Source organism: Bradyrhizobium sp. NP1, assembly GCF_030378205.1.
Taxonomy (GTDB): Bacteria; Pseudomonadota; Alphaproteobacteria; order Rhizobiales; family Xanthobacteraceae; genus Bradyrhizobium.
Genome location: NZ_CP127385.1, coordinates 1,298,566 through 1,314,801 on the forward strand (window position 1 = coordinate 1,298,566; position 16,236 = coordinate 1,314,801).

Genomic DNA, 16,236 nt, shown 5'->3' on the forward strand with positions numbered 1-16,236 from the left:
AAAGCCGCTCTCCGGGAGCGGCTTTCTTTTTTGGCGGTGTCGCCCACCATGGCGCGACCCGTGCCGCAGCCTGCGCGATCTACGCCGCCGGCGCCGCGCTGGCCGGCGGTTTCGCGGGCGCCTTGTCGACCCGCTTCGACCAGGACCGGTAGTAGGCGAGCACGGTCATCAGTGCGATGCCGGCCGTGCTGACCACGATCTGCATCCAGATGCTGCCGGAGACTTCGACCAGGATCAGGTGCGCGATCACGGCGAGGAAGATGCCGGAGCAGAAAACCTCGAGCGATTGCTGGCCACACTTGATCATGGGACGGAAGACCGGCCATTCGAGGCCGGCCCAGTCGCGCGGCAGAAAGCGCGTGACGAAGAAGGCGAGCACCACGAAATGCAGGACGCGATAGGGCGCCAGGTTGGTTTTGTCGTTCGGGTTGAAGGTGTCGTAGAGCCAGGCCGGAATCAATTGCGCGAGCTCTGGGAAACGGCCGGCCAGCGTCATGACCAGCGCGAACAACAGATAGGCTGCCCCAAGGATCAGAAACGTCCGTGACTGGATGAAATGCATCGATTCGGCGGCGCCACCGAGCGCGAACCAGCCGCCGAAGACGAACATGAACTGCCAGCAGAAAGGATTGAAGTACCACGAGCCGACCGGATAGGCCGGCAGGTTCCAGCCGAAATGACGCGCGGCGAGATAAAGCAGGAATGACGCCGCCAGCGTCAGGTTCGGCCGCCGCAACATCGTCCAGAGCACGGCAGGATACACCAGCATCAGCAGGACGTAGAGCGGCAGCACGTCCATGTTGACGGGCTTGAACGCCAGGATGAGGCCTTGATAGAGCGTCTCGGCCGGGTTGTGCATGAAGCCCGCGACGTTGAATTCGTTCTCCAGGTTTGGATTGTGATAGCGCTGGGCGAGGTAACCGATCTCGGCGATATAGATCACGAACAGCAGAACATGCGCGACATAGATCTGCCAGGCGCGCCTGACCAGCCGGGTGCCGCCGATGATGAAGCCGCGCTCGAGCATGATCCGGGCATAGACGAAGGAGGCCGTGTAGCCCGAGATGAAGATGAAGAGGTCGGCTGCGTCGCTGAAGCCGAAGTTCTTCTGCGTGATCCAGTTGACGGCGTTGTTGGGGATGTGATCGAGATAGATCGCCCAGTTGGCGAACCCGCGCAGCAGATCAAGCCGATAGTCGCGCCCGCGTGGCGGCAGGACAGCCCTGATTTCCATCGGTTCGCTCCCCCGTTCAGGCGTCTTGCGAATTCCGGTGTCCCAAATGCGCCCTGCGTACTCTAGCGGGTCTCTTCGATCAGCATAGTACAGGGTTGTGGGCATTTTCAGTGGCGCGGGCCGCCGCATTGGGAATCTGCACTGTCGCGAAAGTAAAGTCGTCGTGACCCCGGCGCGGGGATCAGGCCCGGTCGACGGCGCGCGGTCAGCTCTGCTATGGTGCAGGGCGGGCTTCGCCGTCACGGCGGCGAAGCGCGAATTCGAACAGCCGAAGGCCTGACCGGCATGCACCTTCGTAGAGTAGCGATCAGCGCGACGGTAGGCGCCATCGTGTTGGCATCAGGCGGGCTCGGCATGTTTGCAGGCGCCGATGCCCAGGTCGGCCCCGCAGGGCCTCCGGCGGTCGGCGTGATGGAGGCGGCGAAGCGCCCCATCACCGAGTCGAACGAGTTCCTCGGTCGCATCGAGGCCCCCAACCGTGTCAGCGTCGTCGCGCGCGTCACCGCCTTCCTGGAAAAGCGCAATTTCGTCGAAGGCGCGGAAGTCAAGACCGGCGACCTGCTTTACCAGCTCGAGCGCGGCCCCTTCGAGGCCGACCTCAAGTCGAAACAGGCGCAGGTCGCGCAGCTCCAGGCGACGCTCGTCAACGCCAAGCTGACGACCGATCGCGCCAGGACGCTGCTCAGCGGCCCGGCCGGGCAGCAATCCACCTATGACGCCGCGATCGCCAACCAGCAGAGCCTGGAGGCGCAGGTGCAGGCCGCGCAGGCGCAGGTCGATCTGTCGAAGATCAACCTCGACTACACCGAAATCCGCTCGCCGATCGACGGCAGGATCGGCCGCACGGCCGTGACCGAAGGCAATGTGGTGAGCCCGAGTTCCGGCGTGCTGACCACGATCGTCAGCCAGGACCCGATGTATGTGACCTTTCCGGTTTCGCTTCGCGAGGGGCTGGCCTTGCGCGACCGCTATGCGGTGATCGGCGGCTTCAAGGCGGTCGTGATCCGGCTTCGCCTGCCGGACGGCCGTCTCTACGACGAGGTCGGGGAACTCAACTTCGTCAACAACACGATCGCGCAGAACACCGACACCATCACGCTGCGTGGCACGATCCCCAACCCACCCCTGCCGCATTTGTCGACCGGACGGCTGACCGAGCGCGAACTCACCGATAACGAGTTCGTCACCGTGCTCCTGGAAGGCGTGCAGCCGGTCGAGGTGGTGGCGATCCCGCGCTCGGCCGTGCTCTCGGATCAGCAAGGCGAATATGTCTTTGTCCTCGGCGCCGACAACAAGGCCGAGCAGCGGCGGATCAAGCTGGGGCAATCGACCTCCACGATCGCGTCAGTGACGGAAGGCCTTTCGGCCGGCGACAAGGTGATCGTCGAGGGCCTGCAGCGGGTGCGGCCGGGCGAGGCCGTGACGCCGGGGCCCGCGAGCACGCTGATCCAGTCGAGCATGAAGGTCAGCGCGGACGATGGCGGCAGCCAGAAGGCCGGCAGCGGCATCGGGCCGAAGCCGGCGGGCGCGAACCCATGATCTCGTCGGTCTTCGTCGATCGCCCGCGGCTTGCGATCGTGATCGCGTTCGTCATCACGATCGCGGGCGCGCTGGCGCTGCTGCAGATCCCGGTGGCGCAATTCCCCGATATCGTGCCGCCACAGGTCACGGTCACCGCCAACTTTCCCGGCGCCTCCGCGGAAGTGGTGGAATCCAGCGTCGCCCAGCCGCTCGAGGCCCAGGTCGTCGGCGTCGACAAGATGCTCTACATGAAGTCGACCAGCGGCAATGACGGCAGCTACACGCTGACCGTCTCGTTCGCGCTCGGCACCAATCCCGACATCAACACCGTCAACGTCAACAACCGCGTGCAGAGCGCGCTGGCGCAACTACCGACCGAGGTGCAGGCGCAGGGCCTCGTCGTGCAGAAGCGTTCGTCGGCGGTGCTTCAGTTCATCGTGCTGTACAGCAAGAACGGCGCGCAGGACCCGCTGTTCATCACCAACTACGCCATCATCAACGTGCTGGACGCGATTTCCCGCACGCCCGGCGTCGGCCAGGCGACGCTGTTCGCCAAGCTGAACTATTCGATGCGCATCTGGTTCGATACGCAGCGCCTCACCAGCCTTAACCTGGCGCCCTCGGACGTGATCGCGGCGATCCGCGCCCAGAGCGTGCAGGCGCCGGTCGGCCGCATCGGCGCCCGCCCGATCAGCGATGACCAGCAGTTCCAGTTCAACGTGCAGACGCAAGGCAGGCTGACCACCTCGGCTCAGTTCGGCAATATCGTGCTGCGTGCCAATCCGGACGGCTCGATTCTGCGCATCAAGGACGTCGCGCGCGTCGAGATCGGCGCGCAGAACATGGACAGCGAGTCGCGGATCGACGGCCAGGCCGGCGTGCCCATGGGCATCTATCTCGCGCCCGGCGCCAACGCGGTGACGACGGCGAAGGCCGTGCAGGCGACGCTCGCCAAATTGTCGGAGCGGTTTCCGCCAGGGCTGACCTACCTCGTGCAGTACGACTCCACGACCTTTGTCACCGATACCATCAGGGAGGTGCTGAAGACGCTGGGCGAGGCCTTCGTGCTTGTCGTCATCGTCGTGTTCCTGTTCCTCGGCAACCTGCGCGCCACCGTGATTCCGGCGGTCGCCGTTCCCGTCAGCCTGATCGGCGCCTTCGCGGTCCTGCTCGCGCTCGGCTATTCCGCCAACACGGTGTCGCTGCTCGCAATGGTGCTCGCGATCGGCATCGTGGTCGACGATGCCATCGTCGTGGTCGAGAATGTCGAGCGCGTGATGGAGGAGGAGCCGGAGCTTTCGCCCGCCGACGCCACCAAGAAGGCGATGGCGCAGATCACCGCGCCGATCATCGCGATCTCGCTGGTGCTGTTGTCGGTGTTCGTGCCGATCGCGTTCATCCCCGGCATCTCCGGCACGCTGTTCCGCCAGTTCGCGGTGACCATCAGCGCGGCGATGGTGATTTCGGCGCTGAACGCGCTGACGCTCTCGCCGGCGCTGTGTGCGGTGTTCCTGCGCCACACCGGACCGCGGCGCGGCGTCATGGCGCGTTTGCTCGGCGGTATCGACTGGGTTCGCGACCGTTACGCCGGCCTCGTGCGCCGCCTGCTGCGGGTTGCGCTGCTGGCGCTGGTCGCAGTCCTGGTGCTTGCCGGCGGCATCTTTGGCGTGTCGCGCATCACGCCGACCGGCTTTTTGCCCGAAGAGGATCAGGGCGCGTTCTTCATCGCGGTGCAGTTGCCCGACGGCGCCTCGGTGGCGCGCACCAGCGAGGTGACCAAGCAGGTCGAGGCGCTCTTGAAGCAGATCCCCGCGATCGACCACGTGCTCTCGATCATCGGCTTCTCGCTGCTCGACGGCGGTAACGAACCGAATTCGGCGTTCATGGTCGCGCGCATGAAGCCGTTCGCGGATCGCCAGGCGGCGGCGGACTCGGTGCAGGCGACGATCCGGCGCACCTTCGGCGCGGGAGCGCAGATCCGCCAGGCCAGCATCCTGCCGTTCAACCTGCCGCCGATCATCGGACTGTCGACATCGGGCGGCTTCGAATATCAGCTTGAGGCGCTGGAGGGCCAGGATCCGGCCGCCATCGGCAGCGTGGTGAGCGGCCTGATCAGTGTCGCCAACCGCGACCCGCGGCTGACCCGCGTGTTCACGACCTACACCGCGACCAACCCGTCGATCTATCTCGATATCGACCGCGCCAAGGCGCAGGCGCTCGGGCTGAACATGGCCGACGTCTTCACGGCGCTGCAGGCCACGCTCGGCGGCTTCTACGTCAACAACTTCAACCTGTTCGGCCGCACCTGGCAGGTCAATGTCCAGGGCGAGGCGGCCAATCGCGGCGACATTCCCGATATCTGGCAGATCTATGTGCGCAACGCGACCGGCGAGATGGTGCCGATGCGCTCCATCGCCAGCATCAGGATCGTGACCGGGCCGCAGGTGATCACGCGCTACAACAACTATCGCTCGGTCACCATCAATGGCGGACCGGCGGCCGGCGTCTCCTCCGGCACGGCGATCGCCGCGATGGCCGCGCTGTCGCAGTCGACGCTGCCGGCGGGCTATTCCTTCGAGTGGACCGGCACCGCCTATCAGGAGCAGGCGGCCTCCGGGCAGACCGGAATCATCCTCGGCCTTGCCGTGCTGTTCGCCTATCTGTTCCTGGTGGCGCTGTATGAAAGCTGGACGATCCCGATTCCCGTGCTGCTGGCGGTCGTGGTCGGCGTGCTCGGCTCCTATCTCGCCATCAAGGTCGCCGGCCTCAATCTCGACCTCTACGGCCAGATCGGGCTCGTGGTGCTGATCGCGCTGGCCGCCAAGAACGGCATCCTGATCGTCGAGTTCGCCAAGGAGCAGCGCGAGGCCGGTCTTCCCGTCGAGGACGCCGCGGTGCTGGGATCGCAGATGCGCTTCCGCGCGGTGATGATGACGTCGATCGCCTTTATCCTCGGCCTGGTGCCGCTGGTGGTCGCAACCGGCGCCGCCGAGATCAGCCGCCGCGCGGTCGGCACCGCGGTGTTCGGCGGCATGCTCGCGGCAAGCTCGATCGGCATCTTTTTGGTGCCGATGCTCTACGTGACCTTCCAGCACTGGCGCGAGGCCGCCAAGCAGCGCTTCGGCAAGCCGCACGCTGTATCGCATCCCCCGGCGGAGTGATCAGCGCATAAGGGATCATTGGCGGCACGGCGCCGCTTGCCGCGCCCACAGGCCGCGGAACCCGCGTCACATGAACGTGACTCGCGCGCTGCCGCAGGCGTCGCGCTGACTTGATCTGGATCAAGCCGCAAGCGGCGGGCGCGCGCGGAAGGTGGCCGCCTCGTTGATGTTCCCGCAACGGAGAAAGCCCATGAAACACGTCAGAACATCTGCCATTGCAGCTTCCGCCTTCGCATGCGCTGCGCTGTTCTCTTTCAGTTGGTCCGAGCAAAGCGGCGTCTCGATGTCGGTCGAGAGCGCGCAAGCCCGGGTCGGCCGGCCGCTGACCCCCATGAGTGGGGCAGGCGTGGCGCGTCGGCAGGCGCGGCGTGGGGCGTATGGTGTCGGGGTGGCAGGTGCTGCTGCGGTCGGCACGGCTGCCGCAATCGGCACGGCAGCCGCGGTCGCCAGTGGACCTTACTACGGCACACAGGGCTACTATGCCGGCGGCCCCTATTATCAGGGCACCGGGTACTACGGTGGCCGCCCGTATTATCAGGGAGCCGGATATTACACCGGTGGTCCTTTTGCGGCCTATGGCTGGAGCGGGCAGGATTATGCGACCCGCAATGGTTTCACCTGCACGCCCGGCACCATGACCAAGCTTGATGACGGCCACATGTATCGCTGTCAGTGACGGCTGAACGGAGAGAGGCGGCTCCCTGAGCCGCCTCCTCTCGAAATACGCCTCCCGCAGAAGGGGCTCGCCACGGCTCGCGGCGCAAGAGCGCCTGAGCGGGCGCCGGCTTACGGCGGCCTGCGTTTACGGCCGGGTCGAGTCCGCCAGCTTTTCCGGCTCCCGGTGCTCGGCCTGCATGGCGGGCGCAGTGCCTGAATCCGGTCGACGGCTTATTCCGGGCAAGGCGACATCAGGTTGAACGACATAGGACAGTACAGGGCACAGCTCAGCGCGATCACGCCAGGCGGTATCGGCCAGTTCACGACACCCGGCGTTGACAAGGGTCCAGGTCACGCCGTCTGTGGATCTGACGATGGTGCTACAGTTCGGACAACGCGTCTGCATACGGGTGCACAGCTTCCGCTCGAATTCTTCAGGCCTTGTTGCTTCCAGAACGAAACTGATTTGGCTGCCGGCAATCATTGGATGCCGGTCAGGCGAAACTTTGAAAGCATCTCAGCGGCCGTTCGCCCGCGACCACGTTTCGCTGCCGCAAAGCGGACCTACGCAGCCGCGGACCTTGAGGGCATTCTCGTCCGGCAAGCTGATCGTTGCGTCGTACGTCTTGCCGTCGTCGGCGTTATAGATCCGTCCCGCCCAGTCCTTGTCGCCGCGCGATTTCATGTTCGAAAGAATGGAAAGGCCCAGAATCCTTCGCGTGGTCAGCGCGGGATTGGGGTTCTTGTCGTCCACCTGAGGCTTGCTGGTCGCGCGATCGATGGGCTCCTTCAGCCAGACGATGCGACCGCAAATGCCCGGCCCGCAGCGGCTGATCTGAATCTTGGCGTCGCCGGCCTGGGTGAGCCAGACACCGGCGACGTCGGCGGCGGCGATGTCGGATGGAAGCGAAAGGCCCAGCACCGACGCCAGCAAGACAAGGCTCTTGCCGCGGGCGAGGGGCAGCATCGTCGGTAGTGTAAGCACACTCATACTCAATCTTTGGCGGGTGGAAAGGTTAGGATTTGTGCGACGCGGGGCGGCCTCTCCGCACGGTTGGCATCCAGGTTGCGACCGCGCAAAACCCGCAGAAGTTCCGGTAGATAGTACCTCCACCACACTTTCCGCAGGCTGGTCAGCCACTCGATATCGCGGCCGGTGATGAACATGCAGGGGATCTCGCCGAATGCGGGCGCTGGAAGGCCCGGCAGACCGAAGGAGAAGCGCAGCTTGCGACTCGCCTTAATCCGCCCCACGTCAGTGGCAGCAAAACCGGCCGGCCAAAATATAAAAGTTATATATGCCTGTGGATTGTTCTAGGCTGGCTGGCCCCTGGCAACCTTGCGGCAGGGGCATCGGTCGCCGGCGTGTGCTTGTCGCAGGCACCTGCCGGCCGGTCGCTTGAGCCAGATCAAGCGCGATCACTTGCGGCCATGGAAGGTTTTTCAGCATGACATGAGGAAGGAGTAGAGCAATGAGCATCGTGAAAACGGCAGTTGCATGCACCCTGTCAGGAGCGCTGATCGCGAGCCTGAGCGGCCCGGTCTCCGCGGCACCGCTGCCGACCCATGTGTCGACCATGAAGTCGATGGTGGCGGACGGGCCGACGCAGGTCTATTGGCGCGGCGGCTGGGGCTGGGGACGTGGCGGCTGGGGTTGGGGCGGCGCTGCGCTGGCAGGCGCCCTCATCGGCGGCGCGATCGCGAGCAGCGCCTATGGGCCTTACGGCTACTATGGCGATCCATATTATGCATATTCCTATCCCGCCTACGGCTATTATCGCCCGCGCGCGGTCTACTACGGCGGCTACGGGCCCTATGGCGGCGGCTACTACAGGCCCTATCCGGGCTATGGCTATTACGGCGGCGGCTACTGGTGAGCTTCGCGCGCGGCCGGGGACCGTAATGCGGTCCCTGGCCAGCGAGCCGCGCGGGGCGCGCGGCTTCACCTCCTTCGTCGTCAACAGCGGCTCGATCAGCATTCGGCCGCTGTCACAGGCCTCGCTCGAACGAAAATTCCTCAACTTCGCGGGGCCCGTCGTTGGACCGACAAAGGCAAAGCGCATCCTCGCCACGGTCGGCCGGCTCGACGAGGTGACGGACGTCTCCGAACTGACGCAACTCTTGCGCGGCACGGGCAAGCAACGTCGAGCCTAGCGCATTCCCGCGTCAATCGAGAGTGACAGGCGGCCAGAATTTCATGCCGGAAACAGATCGAGTGGCGTCACCCGTGCAGGATTTCGGCCGAGACATCCGCTTCGATTTCTATCGCGGCGTCGCGCTCTGGTTCATCTTCGTCGATCATCTCCCCAACAATATCGTGAGCTGGCTGACGCTTCGGCATTACGGCTTCTCCGATGCCGCTGAAATCTTCATGTTCGTCTCCGGCGTCACCTGCGCGCTGGCCTATCGCGAACTGCAGACGCGCGACGGCTGGGCGGCGGTGATCAGCCACACCCTGCGCCGCGGCTGGGAGATCTATGCCGCATTCCTGCTCCTGACCATCGCCTGCGTGATCATGGTCCATGTTGCGGGCGAGGGCCGGTTCGCCGACGACAGCAACACCCGCGTCCTTCTCGATCAGCCGGGGACGGCGCTCGCACGTGCGGCGATCCTGCAATACCGGCCGGCCAATACCGACGTCCTGCCCACCTTCGTCATCTTCCATGCGTTGTTTGCGCCGCTGCTCTTCCTGCTGATGCGCGCGCCCAATCTGACGCTACTCGCATCGGCGCTGCTCTATGTCCTGGTGCAGATCTTCGGTTGGAACCTGCCGCAATGGCCGCGCAATGATTGGTACTTCAATCCGCTGGCCTGGCAGTTTCTCGTGGTGCTCGGCGCCTGGTTCGAGATGGGCGGCCGCCAGATGCTGAGGCCGTTGCTGAAATCGCGGGCCACCACGGTGGTTGCCTTGCTCTATCTCCTGTTCAGCCTTGTCGTCGTCCTGGGCTGGACTTTCAAGCCGATGGCACTGCTCATTCCCGATCCGCTCGCGAGGCTCATCTACCCCATCGACAAGCCCGACCTCGACCCGCTGCGATTGCTGCATTTCCTCTGCCTTGCCGTGCTTGCGGTGCGCTGGGTGGCGCCGGACTGGCGCGCGTTCAAAAACGGCATTTTGCGTGGCGCGATCCGCTGCGGCGAGAATTCCCTGGATGTCTACTGCCTCGGTGTCCTGCTCGCATTGGGCGGCGAGATGCTGCTTGTCCGCGTCTCCAACGCTTACGTCGCGCAGGTTGCGATCAGCGTTGCCGGTATCGCGATCATGGTCGGCTTTGCAACGATCCTGACCTGGGTCCGGATCAGAACGCGCGAACAGCCAAAGCTGTTTTGAATCTTGCGGCTGCACCGTCAGCGTCGCGGCCGCCGCTCCGCTCGTGCCGGCGCGGCATTCGGTTCGGCTTTCATCCGGCTCACCGTGTCGATGAACGCCTTGATGATCGGTGAATGCGCGCGGTCGCGGTGATAGGCGATGCTGTATTGCGTCTTGATGACCCGATCGCTGATCTCGAGCGCGCGCAGGTTCGGGTGCGGCACGAATTCGAAATCGGCGACCACGCTGATGCCGAGCCCGCGCTCGACCGCCTTCCAGACGCCTTCGCGGCTTTCGATCTCGAACACCGGATTGATCTGAAATCCCTCTTCCAGCATCGCCGCCTCGAAGGCGCGCCGGGTGGTCGAGCCGCGCTCGCGCAGCACGAAGGGCTGGTCGGCAAGCTCGCGCAGCCGGACAGATTTGCGGTTGAACCAGGGATGGTCGCCGTTGACGAAGGCGATCACGCGGTGCTTGCGGTAGGGCACCATCGTCACGCGCGGGTCTTCCGGCACCTCGGCGAGGATCGCGACCTCGGCGTCGAAATCGATGATGTGGCGTAGCGTGCGCTCCGAATTGCCGAGCAGCGTCGAGATCTGCACGCCGGGATGCTCGCGCTTGAAGGCGGCGAGGATCTCGGTGGCGTGGAACGGTCCCACGGTGGCCAGCCGCAGATGCCCTCTGGTCGATTGTCCGTGCGCCGAGAGCAGGTCGTGCGCCTCGTCGCAGAACTTCATGATGCCGCGGGTGATCTCGCGCAAGCCGCGGCCCGCTTCCGTCAGCTCGACGCGCCGCGCGTGCCGGATCAGGAGCTCGACGCCGTAAGTCTCCTCCAGCTCCTTGACCTGGATGGTCAGGGTCGGCTGGCCGACATGGAGCACGCGTGAGGCGGCGGTGAAGCCGCCATGCTCGGCGACGGCGTGGAAGGCGCGGAGCTGGCTGAAAACGATTGACATAATCAATAGTAGCTTCAGAAAATATGAATTTGTCAATAGAAGCCGACGCCCTATCGTCGCGGGCAAATGGAGGAGCGCGATGGCGTGGCGATATGGAAACCCGGTCCAGATCGAATTCGGGGTCGACAGTTTTGCGAAACTGCCTGAACTGATCGGCAAGCGACGCTATGCGATCGTCACCTATGGCGAGCCGTTCTTTGACGGGCTTGCACAGCGCCTGAGCGAAACCGCCGGCGTGCCGGTACTGACCATCCGCGACGTCGCGCCCAACCCGGACTATCGCCTGCTCGCCGAGCAGACCCGCCGCTTCGCCGAGCTCAAGCAGCAGCCCGAATTGATCGTCGCGCTCGGCGGCGGCTCGGTGATCGACTCCGCAAAGGTGTTCGCGGCCGCAGGCGGCGACTTCGGCAGGATCAAGACGTATCTGGAGACGTTGAAAGGCGCGGAAAATCTCGCGGCCACTCCGCTCATCGCCGTGCCGACCACGGCGGGAACGGGGAGCGAGGTGACCTGCTGGGGCACGGTGTGGGACGAGGAAAACGGCAAGAAATATTCGCTCGCCCGCCCGAACCTCTATCCGACGCATGCGGTGATCGATCCGCGCCTGATGCTCGGCAAGCCGCAGCTTCTCACCGTCAGCACCGGCCTTGATGCGCTGTCGCATGCGCTGGAAAGCCTGTGGAACGTCAACAACAACCCGGTTTCGGCCAATCATGCGGTCGCGGCTGCGCGCACCGCGCTCGACGTGCTGCCGAAGCTGGTGTGCGATCTCGGCAATATCGAATTGCGCAGCCGGATGGCGCAGGCCGCGCTGTTTGCCGGGCTTGCCTTCTCCAACACCAAGACCGCGATCGCGCATTCGCTTTCCTATCCGATCACGCTGCGCCATGGCGTGCAGCACGGAATAGCCTGCTCGTTCTCGTTGCCGATGGTGTTGCGCAGCGTGCAAGGCGCCGGCGGACTTTGCGAGGACAGTTTGAAGCAGATCTTCGGGCCCGATCTGTCGCGCGGCGCCGACGCGCTCGAGGATTTCCTGGCGCTGCTCGGCATCCCCACCAACCCGGCCGCCTACAAGATCGAGCGCAAGGAGTGGCGGCTTCTGATCGCGGATTCGCTTCAAGGCGAACGCGGGAAGAATTTCCTCGGCTCGAAGGAGCGCCTGCTCGAAGCCGCGGAAATGCCGCGCATGCCGGCGACGAAGACGGCGTGAAGGGAGAGCGGTCATGAGCGCCAACGGAAACACCATCACCGTCAACGGTCGCGACTATAGGGCGCCGCAGCGACCGACCGTGGTGATCTGCCTCGACGGCTCCGAGCCCGGCTATATCGAGCAGGCGATCGAGGCCGGCGTCGCGCCGACCTTCGCGCGCTTCATGAGGGATGGCGCGCACGTTCATGCCAATAGCGTGATCCCGAGCTTCACCAACCCGAACAACCTTTCGATCATCACCGGCCGTCCGCCGTCGGTGCACGGCATAGCGGGCAATTATTTCTTCGACACCGCAAACGGCGTCGAGGTGATGATGAACGATCCGAAGTTCCTGCGTGCGCCGACGATTCTTGCCGGCGTGCATGACGCCGGCTTCAAGGTCGCGGCCGTCACCGCCAAGGACAAGCTGCGCGGGCTGCTCTCGTACGGGCTCGACTATTCGACCGGTCGCGCGATTGCGTTTTCCTCGGAGAAGGCGAACCAGGCGAACAGGGCCGAAAACGGTATCGACAATTTGCTCGATTTCGTCGGCCTGCCGCTGCCGGAAGTCTATTCCGCAGACCTCTCCGAATTCGTGTTCGCCGCCGGCGTCAAGCTGGTGCAGCATCACCGGCCTGACCTGATGTACCTGTCGACGACGGACTACATCCAGCACAAGGTCGGGCTCGGCACCAGGATCGCCAACGACTTCTACGCCATGATCGACCGTTATCTGGCGGAGCTTGATGCGCTGGGCTGCACCATCGTCGCCACCGCCGACCATGGCATGAACGACAAGCATCTGCCGGACGGCCGGCCCGACGTCGTCTATTTGCAGGACGTGCTCGACGCGTGGACCGGCAAGGGCAAGACGCGGGTGATCCTGCCGATCACCGATCCTTACGTAGCCCATCACGGCTCGCTCGGCTCGTTCGCGACGATCTACACGCCTGATGGCGGCGCCGTGGCGCCGTTGATCGCGAAGCTGCGCGGCATCACGGGCATCGATGTCGCGCTGACGCAGGATGAAGCCTGCCACAGATTCGAGCTGCCGGCCGACCGCATCGGCGACATCGTCGTGATCTCGTCAAAGCACAAGGTGCTCGGCACGAGCGCTGACCGCCACGACCTGTCCGGCCTGACCGAGCCATTGCGCTCGCATGGCGGGTTGACCGAGGAGCGGGTGCCGATGATCGCCAATCGCCGGATCGCGCTGCCATCGGGGCACAGCTTGCGCAACTTCGACGTCTTCGACGTCGCGCTCAACCGCATCCAATAGTCCGGGGCATCGGAGGATTCGCGCGATGAACATTCAAGCCCAGGCCGTTCGCCACGAGCAGATGCGCATTGCGGGTGCGCTGGTCGATACCGACGAACGCGTGGAGGTATTCAATCCGTTTACCAACAAGGTGATCGGCACCGTGCCGGCCGCACGCCCGGAACATGTGCGCAGTGCGTTTGAGAAGGCGAAAGCGTTCAAGCCAAAACTCTCCCGCTACGAGCGGCAGAAGATCCTGCTGCGCACCGCCGAGATCCTGGCCGGCCGCAAGGAGGAGTTTGCCCGGCTGATCACCGCGGAGTCCGGCCTGTGCTGGAAGGACTCGCTTTATGAAGCCGGCCGCGCCTACGACGTCTATTCGTTCGCGGGCCAGCTCGCGATCATGGACGACAGCGAGGTCTTCTCCTGCGACATCAGCCCGCAGGGCAAGGCGCGCAAGATATTCACCACGCGCACGCCGCTGCTCGGCGCGATCTCGGCAATCACGCCGTTCAACCATCCGCTCAACATGGTGAGCCACAAGATCGCGCCCGCGATCGCCACCAACAACCGCATCGTGCTGAAGCCGACCGAGCTGACCCCGCTCACGGCGCTGGCGCTCGCCGACGTGCTCTACGAAGCGGGGCTGCCGGTGGAAATGCTCTCGGTCGTGACCGGCAATCCCAATTCCATGGGTGACGCGATGATCACCGATCCGGATGCGGATCTGATCACCTTCACCGGCTCGGTGCGGGTCGGCAAGCACATCGCGGCGAAAGCCGGCTACAAGCGCCTCGTGCTGGAGCTTGGCGGCAATGATCCGCTGATCGTGATGGAAGATGCCGATCTGGAGAAGGCAGCCGAGCTCGCGGTCACCGGGGCCACGAAGAATTCCGGCCAGCGCTGCACCGCGGTCAAGCGCATCCTCTGCGTCGAGGCGGTCGCCGACGATTTCGCCGCGCTCGTGCTCAAGAAGGCCCGTATCTTGAAGTGCGGTGATCCGATGGACCCGGGCGTCGACGTCGGCACCGTCATCCATGAGAAGGCCGCGATGGAGTTCGAGCGCCGGGTGAACGACGCGGTCGCCAACGGCGCGCAGCTTCTGCACGGCGACGGCCGCAAGGGCGCGCTCTATCCGCCGACGGTGGTCGATCGCGTCCCCTACACTTGTGAGCTCGTGATGCAGGAGACGTTCGGTCCTGTGATCCCGATCATCCGGGTGCCCAACGACATCGAAAGCGTCATCCGGATCTCCAATTCGACCGCGTTCGGCCTGTCGTCCGGCGTCTGCACCAACCGGCTCGATTACATCACGCGCTTCGTCAACGAGCTCGACGTCGGAACGGTCAATGTCTGGGAAGTGCCGGGCTATCGCATCGAGATGTCGCCGTTCGGCGGGATCAAGGATTCCGGCCTTGGTTACAAGGAGGGCGTTCTCGAGGCGATGAAGAGCTTCACCAATGTGAAGACCTATTCGCTGCCGTGGCCGGCCTGACGCGCCCGCCGGGTATTCGTACAGCTTCTAACCGCACCAGCCGATCTCAACGAAAGCGTGCGGAAGCGACAACGGGACTGGAAACGCAAAAAGGGTGGGAGGCTTTCAGATGTCGATAACGTTCAGCCCGACAAGCGCGGGCTCGGTGGGCATGCAAAATCCGGAGCTGGCGACGTCGTTTCGCCGCGCGCAGTGGCGCATGCTGCTGGCGGCGATGTTCTGCTATCTGTTCTTCTACACGGGACGGCAGACTTTCGGCTTTGCCATTCCGGGCATCCAGGCCGAGTTCGGCGTCAGCAAGGCGGCGCTCGGCTGGGCGAGCGCGGCGCTGTTATGGTGCTACGCGATCGGCCAGGCGATCAACGGCAATCTCGGCGACAAGTTCGGCGGCCGCCGCGTGATGAGCGCGGGCGCGATCCTGTCCTTCATCATGAACTGGGCGACCAGCCTCTCCACCGGCATCGTCAGCCTCTCGGTGTTCTGGGGCATCAACGGCTATTTCCAGTCGATGGGCTGGGCGCCGGGCAGCCGCCTGCTCTCGAACTGGTGGGGCAGGCATGAGCGCGGCACGGTCTACGGGCTCTACACCTTTGCAGCAGGCCTTGCCTCGGTGCTCTCGTTCCTGACCTCGCTGATCGTGGTCGGCTATTTCCAGCTCGACTGGCGCTGGATCTTCCGTCTGCCGGTCGTGCTGCTCCTGCTCGGCGGCATCGCGTTCTACCTGGTCGCGCGCGAACGGCCCGAGGACATGGGCTTTGTCTCACCACACGACGATGCCGATGACGCGGACAAGGCGGCCGATGCCGCGAGCGATGGCGAAAGCTCGTTTGCCCGCTACAAGGCCGTGCTCGCGAACTGGCGTCTTCTGGTCGCCGGCCTCGCCATCGGCTTCCAGAACGCCGCACGCTACGGACTGCTGGTCTGGGTGCCCGTGCATTTCCTTGGCGCAAACTGGGCCAAGGCGGACGCGGCCGCCGCGATCGATCCGCGCTGGATCAGCATCGCGCTCCCCGTCGGCATGGCGTTCGGCGCCTTCAGCAACGGCTGGGTGTCGGACAGGTTCTTCAACTCGCGCCGCTACACCGCCATCGTGCTCTACATGGTGCTGGCGGCGATCACCTCGCTCTACATGTACACGATCCCGACCAGCAGCGTTTATCTCGGGATGGTGGTTCTCTTCCTGTGCGGCTTCTTCGTCTATGGCCCGCAATCCTCGTTCTGGGCGTTGTGTCCCGATCTGGTCGGGCACAAGCGGGCGGGGACCGCGACCGGCGTGATGAACTTCTGCGCCTATCTGTTCGCGGGACTTGGCGAGCCGCTGATCGGCCACTTCATGGACACTCAACATGACACGTCGCTGGTGTTCGTGGTGGTCGCGGTCTGCGCGGCGCTGAGTGCTGCGGTCGCCTCCTTCATTCGCAGGTAACGCCGAACATCGTCGTCTCGCCGTCGAAA

Annotated in this window: 13 protein-coding genes; 10 read left to right on the forward strand and 3 right to left on the reverse strand. The window is 64.5% G+C overall.

All coding sequences use genetic code 11. The features are described 5' to 3' along the window. Positions 1–79: 79 nt before the first annotated feature. Entirely contained in the window at positions 80–1,234 is a 1,155-nt protein-coding gene (locus tag QOU61_RS06190) for an OpgC domain-containing protein (protein WP_289657231.1), read from the reverse strand. Between the two features lie 285 nt (positions 1,235–1,519). Between QOU61_RS06190 and QOU61_RS06195 the strand changes: the two genes are divergently transcribed. The 3 genes from QOU61_RS06195 to QOU61_RS06205 all read left to right on the forward strand — a co-directional run bounded on the left by QOU61_RS06195 (position 1,520) and on the right by QOU61_RS06205 (position 6,592). Then, positions 1,520–2,773, forward strand: coding sequence for an efflux RND transporter periplasmic adaptor subunit (locus QOU61_RS06195; RefSeq protein ID WP_502876890.1), 1,254 nt, complete (start codon positions 1,520–1,522; stop codon positions 2,771–2,773). Then, positions 2,770–5,916 (forward strand): efflux RND transporter permease subunit, encoded by a 3,147-nt coding sequence (locus tag QOU61_RS06200; protein ID WP_289657232.1) that lies wholly within the window; start codon positions 2,770–2,772, stop codon positions 5,914–5,916. The genes QOU61_RS06195 and QOU61_RS06200 overlap by 4 nt, the downstream gene beginning before the upstream one ends. Before the next feature lie 388 nt (positions 5,917–6,304). After that, on the forward strand, positions 6,305–6,592 hold the full coding sequence (locus QOU61_RS06205) for a hypothetical protein (protein ID WP_289657233.1): 288 nt from the start codon (positions 6,305–6,307) through the stop codon (positions 6,590–6,592). A gap of 498 nt (positions 6,593–7,090) precedes the next feature. Here the strand turns inward: QOU61_RS06205 and QOU61_RS06210 are convergent, their stop codons facing one another. Continuing rightward, positions 7,091–7,507, reverse strand: coding sequence for a DUF2147 domain-containing protein (locus QOU61_RS06210; RefSeq protein WP_289657234.1), 417 nt, complete (start codon positions 7,505–7,507; stop codon positions 7,091–7,093). A gap of 538 nt (positions 7,508–8,045) precedes the next feature. Here QOU61_RS06210 and QOU61_RS06215 point away from each other — a divergent pair. The 3 genes from QOU61_RS06215 (at position 8,046) to QOU61_RS06225 (ending at position 9,904) form a co-directional block, all read left to right on the forward strand. Then, on the forward strand, positions 8,046–8,450 hold the full coding sequence (locus QOU61_RS06215) for a hypothetical protein (RefSeq protein WP_289657235.1): 405 nt from the start codon (positions 8,046–8,048) through the stop codon (positions 8,448–8,450). 25 nt (positions 8,451–8,475) lie between these two features. Next, positions 8,476–8,727 (forward strand): hypothetical protein, encoded by a 252-nt coding sequence (locus QOU61_RS06220; protein WP_289657236.1) that lies wholly within the window; start codon positions 8,476–8,478, stop codon positions 8,725–8,727. A gap of 61 nt (positions 8,728–8,788) precedes the next feature. Then, complete coding sequence (locus tag QOU61_RS06225; RefSeq protein ID WP_289657237.1) at positions 8,789–9,904, forward strand: OpgC domain-containing protein; 1,116 nt, start codon at positions 8,789–8,791, stop codon at positions 9,902–9,904. Positions 9,905–9,921: 17 nt separating this feature from the next. Here the strand turns inward: QOU61_RS06225 and QOU61_RS06230 are convergent, their stop codons facing one another. Next, positions 9,922–10,839, reverse strand: a complete 918-nt coding sequence (locus tag QOU61_RS06230) for a LysR substrate-binding domain-containing protein (protein ID WP_289657238.1) — start codon at positions 10,837–10,839, stop codon at positions 9,922–9,924. Positions 10,840–10,918: 79 nt separating this feature from the next. Here QOU61_RS06230 and psrA point away from each other — a divergent pair, with 79 nt between their 5' ends. The 4 genes from psrA to QOU61_RS06250 all read left to right on the forward strand — a co-directional run bounded on the left by psrA (position 10,919) and on the right by QOU61_RS06250 (position 16,207). Continuing rightward, entirely contained in the window at positions 10,919–12,049 is a 1,131-nt protein-coding gene (psrA, locus tag QOU61_RS06235) for an iron-containing alcohol dehydrogenase PsrA (protein ID WP_289657239.1), read from the forward strand. 13 nt (positions 12,050–12,062) lie between these two features. After that, positions 12,063–13,307, forward strand: coding sequence for a phosphonoacetate hydrolase (gene phnA, locus QOU61_RS06240; RefSeq protein WP_289657240.1), 1,245 nt, complete (start codon positions 12,063–12,065; stop codon positions 13,305–13,307). Between the two features lie 25 nt (positions 13,308–13,332). After that, positions 13,333–14,781, forward strand: a complete 1,449-nt coding sequence (gene phnY, locus QOU61_RS06245) for a phosphonoacetaldehyde dehydrogenase (RefSeq protein WP_289657241.1) — start codon at positions 13,333–13,335, stop codon at positions 14,779–14,781. A 109-nt stretch (positions 14,782–14,890) separates the two neighbouring features. After that, the gene (locus QOU61_RS06250) at positions 14,891–16,207 is read left to right on the forward strand and encodes an MFS transporter (RefSeq protein ID WP_289657242.1); all 1,317 of its coding nucleotides are present in this window, start codon (positions 14,891–14,893) and stop codon (positions 16,205–16,207) included. Positions 16,208–16,236: the final 29 nt, after the last annotated feature.